The sequence below is a fragment of the Mycobacterium sp. TH-M103 genome, assembly GCF_057473785.1.
The window spans coordinates 1-4,398 of sequence record NZ_JBYCLG010000238.1; the positions used below are offsets into that span (position 1 = coordinate 1).

The window sequence follows — 4,398 nt, forward strand, 5'->3', positions numbered from 1 at the left end:
TGGCCATGACGATCGCGGGGGCCTCGAACACGATGAAGCGGCCGCTCTCGCGCCAGTAGCCGAACGCGCCGGCGATCCGGTCGCCGTCCTTGAGCAGCTCGGTGATCGTGCATTCGGCGAAGACCTTGATTCTCGCCTCGTAGTCGCCGAGCTCGGCGTAGTCCTCCTGCTGCAGCGAGACGATCTTCTGCTGCAGCGTGCGGATCAGCTCCAGGCCGGTGCGGTCGCCGACGTGCGCCAGCCGCGGGTAGGTGTGCCCGCCGAAGTTGCGCTGGCTGATCTTGCCGTCCGGGGTACGGTCGAACAGCGCGCCGTAGGTCTCCAGCTCCCAGACGCGGTCCGGGGCCTCCTTGGCGTGCAGCTCGGCCATGCGCCAGTTGTTGAGGAACTTCCCACCGCGCATGGTGTCGCCGAAGTGGGTCTTCCAGTTGTCCTTCGGGTTGGCGTTGCCCATCGAGGCCGCGCAGCCGCCCTCGGCCATCACCGTGTGGGCCTTGCCGAACAGGGACTTGCACACCACCGCGACCTTCAGGCCGCGCTCGCGTGCTTCGATGACCGCCCGCAACCCGGAGCCGCCGGCACCGATGACGATGACGTCGTAGGAGTGCCGTTCGACCTCAACCATGGAACCTCACTCAGCCTTTTCTGGTTTTCCTGAAATGGCTTTTCAGCCAACAAATCTCGGGTCAGGGATAGTGCCGCTGGCCACCAGCGCGATGTAGAAGTCGGTGAGCATCAGGGTGCCCAGCGTCACCCAGGCGTACAGCTTGTGCCGCGTGTTGAGCCTGCTGACCTGGGTCCAGATCCAGTACCGGACAGGGTGCTTGGAGAAGTGCTTGAGCCGCCCGCCGGTCACGTGCCGGCACGAGTGGCAGGACAGTGTGTAGACCCACAACATGATCACGTTGCCGACCAGGATCAGGTTCCCCAGCCCGAATCCGAACCCGCCTGGCCCGTCCTCGGAGTGGAACGCGACGATCGCGTCGTAGCTGTTGATCACCGAGATGATCGCGGCGACGTAGAAGAAGTACCGGTGGCTGTTCTGGATGATCAGCGGCAGCCTGGTCTCGCCGGTGTAGTGGACGCGTGGCTCGGCCACCGCGCAGGCGCTGGGCGACTGCCACACCGTGCGGTAGTAGGCGCCGCGGTAGTAGTAGCAGGTCAGCCGGAACAGCAGCAGGAACGGCAGTGTCAGCGCCGCGTAGGGCAGCCACCACACGTCCGGCAGGACCTGCGGCCAGAATTCGCTGGCTTCCTTCGCGCACCCGGTGCTGACGCACGGTGAGTAGAACGGCGTCAGGTAGTGATACTTCGGGACGAAATAGTTGTTCTGGAGGAACGCCCGCACCGTCGCGTAGATGACGAAGGCGGCGAAGCCCAGGTCGATGCGCAACGGCGACATCCACCAGCGGTCGGTGCGTAGGGTCCGTTGCGGGATGCGGGCGCGCGTGGGTGAAAAGACACCTGACGCAGGACGGTTCGCCGTGGGTGCGCTCATCTGTGTTCCTCTTCGAACGGGCTGTTGGTCGAAGGGTACACAGCGAGCACCCCCTGGTTTGCAGGGGGTTTCGGTTGTCAGTACCTACTGTGGCCCCCGACACCCTCGTCGTCGACGTCGCGCCAGAACTCGCTGTCGTACGGGGTGTCGGGGATGGCGATCTTTTCGCCGGGCTGCGGCACCGTCACGCGCGCCAGGTCCAGTTCCGACACGTCGGTATCGAGCAGGTCGACGTCGGTCAGGATCCGGTCGGCGTCGATGACGATGCGGCGCAGCGCCGGGCTGTCGCCGTATCGCGCCTTCAGGGAGCCCACGCAGCGTCGCAGGCCGCCGATGAGGTCGCGCAGTTCGGCGAGTTCGGTGGCGCCGGTCGCGCTCGTCAACGAATCTCCCTAGGTCAGGCGGTGTTGTGGATCACACTACGCCCCGGGTGCCAGGAGGCCATAGCCCGGTGGACCCGGCGGAGCCGACCCTGCCCCGCCGGATTCGTCCGGGTGTTACTTGGCGATCGCGATGCGCTGCGGTTGGGTTCCGGTGTAGGCGCCGGCGACTCGCACCGTCAGCACGCCGGCGTCGTACGAAGCCGAGACGGCCTCGCTGGTGACGTGGGCGGGCAGCTGGAACGTGCGGCGGAACGCACCGTAACGAATCTCACGCAAGGTGCGGCCCTCCTGCTCGTCCGCGCGCTCGTCGCGGTGTTCTCCGTGGATCACCAGGCGGCCGCGCTCGACCTCGACGTTGACGTCCTTCTCGACGTCGACACCGGGCAGTTCGACGCGGACCACCGCGTCGTCGCCGTCCTTGACGATCTCGGCCGCCGGCCGGAAACCGCCGTCCGTCGGCTCCTTCGCGGGCTTGTACCAGTCCGTTGCCGCGGCGGGCCCGAAGAAGTCGCGGAACCACCGATCGGTGTCCCACGCCGGTCGCGACCACAATGCGAGGTTGCTCATTGGCATCTCCTTACGCTTCCTTGTGAGTTGGCTGTGACCGGCGCGGTGGCTGCCGGCTACCACTATGAACATGAGTCGACCACGCTAAAGTTCCACCTGCGGTTTCGCCGTGAGCGAACTGTCTCACTGGCTGTGTGTATCCGTGTGAGCGATCCGTGATCTATGCGTAATGCGGGGCGATGGGCCCTTAATCGGCCGCCGGTAGGCTCAAATCCGTGTCCGCTGAAAGGATTTCGCGCGCGAACTGTGCGGTGCGTCACATTGTCGTGGTGGGGCATGGCATGGTTGGCCATCGGTTCGTCGAGGCGCTCCGCGCCCGCGACAGCGAAGGCGCGTGGCGCGTCACCGTGCTCGCCGAGGAGTCCGACGCGGCCTATGACCGCGTGGGGCTGACCTCCTACACCGAGAGCTGGGACCGCAACCTGCTGGCGCTGCCAGGTAACGACTACGCCGGCGATCAGTGGGTTCGGCTGCTGCTGAACGCCCGCGTCGTCGACATCGACCCGGCGGGCAAATCGGTGGTGACCGCCGACGGGCAACGGCACGCCTACGACAAGCTGGTGCTGGCCACCGGGTCGTACGCGTTCGTTCCGCCCGTGCCCGGCCACGACCTGCCCGCGTGCCACGTCTACCGCACCCTCGACGACCTCGACGCCATCCGCGCCGGCGCACAGCGCACGATCGAGGCGGGCCACGCCCGCGCGGGGGTGGTCGTAGGCGGCGGCCTGCTGGGGCTCGAGGCCGCTAATGCGCTGCGCCAGTTCGGGTTAGAGACCCACGTCGTCGAGATGATGCCGCGTCTGATGGCCCAGCAGATCGACGAGGCCGGGGGTGCGCTGCTCGCCAGGATGGTCGGCGAACTGGGGATCTCGGTGCACGTCGGCACCGGCACCGAGTCGATCGAATCCGCGGGGAACTCGGTGCGGGTGCGCCTGACGGACGGCGACATCATCGACGCGGGCCTGGTGATCTTCGCGGCCGGCATCCGGCCCCGGGACGAGCTGGCGGCGGCCGCGGGTCTGACGCTCGCCGAGCGGGGCGGCGTCCTCACCGATTTGTCTTGCCAGACAAGCGATCCCGACATCTATGCGGTGGGCGAGGTCGCCGCGATCGGGGGCCGGTGCTACGGGCTGGTGGGCCCCGGCTACACCTCCGCCGAGGTGGTGGCGGACCGGCTGCTGGGCGGATCCGCGGAATTCGGCGAGGCGGACATGTCCACCAAACTCAAGCTGCTGGGCGTCGACGTCGCCAGCTTCGGCGACGCGATGGGCGCCGCGGAGAACTGCCTCGAGGTCGCCGTCAACGACGCCGTCAAGCGGACCTACGCCAAGCTGGTGCTCTCCGATGACGCCAAGACACTGCTCGGCGGGGTGCTGGTGGGCGACGCCTCGTCCTACGGGGTGCTACGTCCGATGGTGGGCAGCGAGCTGCCCGGCGACCCGCTGGCGCTGATCGCGCCCGCCCAATCCGGCGGTGGCGCTTCGGCTCTGGGCGTCGGGGCGCTGCCGGACTCGGCGCAGATCTGCTCCTGCAACAACGTCACCAAGGGCGACCTGAAGTGTGCGATTTCCGACGGCTGCGCCGACGTCGCGGCGCTCAAGTCGTGCACGGCGGCCGGCACCTCGTGCGGCTCGTGCGTGCCGTTGCTCAAGCAGCTGCTGGAGGCCGAGGGTGTCGAGCAGTCCAAGGCGCTGTGCGAGCACTTCGACCAGTCGCGGGCGGAGCTCTTCGAGATCATCTCGGCCACCGAGCTTCGCACGTTCTCCGGTCTGCTGGAGCGCTACGGCCGCGGAAAGGGTTGCGACATCTGCAAACCCGTGGTCGCCTCCATCCTCGCCTCCACCGGCTCGGAGCACATTCTCTCCGGCGAGCAGGCCGCGCTGCAGGACTCCAACGACCACTTCCTGGCCAACATCCAGAAGAACGGCAGCTACTCGGTGGTGCCGCGGG

At 67.4% G+C, this 4,398-nt stretch carries 5 protein-coding genes; 1 reads left to right on the forward strand and 4 read right to left on the reverse strand.

What is annotated here, in order from left to right:
- From AC2VOR_RS13720 to AC2VOR_RS13735, 4 genes are all read right to left on the reverse strand, one after another.
- Positions 1-625: FAD-dependent oxidoreductase (locus tag AC2VOR_RS13720; RefSeq protein WP_486963954.1), on the reverse strand; the 625-nt coding region annotated here is incomplete at its 3' end.
- 42 nt (positions 626-667) lie between these two features.
- The gene (locus AC2VOR_RS13725) at positions 668-1,498 is read right to left on the reverse strand and encodes a hypothetical protein (RefSeq protein ID WP_369741048.1); all 831 of its coding nucleotides are present in this window, start codon (positions 1,496-1,498) and stop codon (positions 668-670) included.
- Between the two features lie 77 nt (positions 1,499-1,575).
- On the reverse strand, positions 1,576-1,881 hold the full coding sequence (locus tag AC2VOR_RS13730) for a hypothetical protein (RefSeq protein ID WP_369741047.1): 306 nt from the start codon (positions 1,879-1,881) through the stop codon (positions 1,576-1,578).
- Positions 1,882-1,995: 114 nt separating this feature from the next.
- On the reverse strand, positions 1,996-2,448 hold the full coding sequence (locus AC2VOR_RS13735; RefSeq protein ID WP_369741045.1) for an Hsp20/alpha crystallin family protein: 453 nt from the start codon (positions 2,446-2,448) through the stop codon (positions 1,996-1,998).
- A gap of 281 nt (positions 2,449-2,729) precedes the next feature.
- On the opposite strand from AC2VOR_RS13735, the gene nirB reads away from it, so the two are divergent.
- The coding region (gene nirB, locus AC2VOR_RS13740) for a nitrite reductase large subunit NirB (RefSeq protein WP_486963955.1) at positions 2,730-4,398 on the forward strand (1,669 nt) is incomplete at its 3' end.

Bases quoted from the DNA above. Each gene is read 5' to 3' on its own strand.
- AC2VOR_RS13725 (WP_369741048.1), bottom strand. From the start codon at position 1,498: ATGAGCGCACCCACGGCGAACCGTCCTGCGTCAGGTGTCTTTTCACCC.
- AC2VOR_RS13735 (WP_369741045.1), bottom strand. From the start codon at position 2,448: ATGAGCAACCTCGCATTGTGGTCGCGACCGGCGTGGGACACCGATCGG.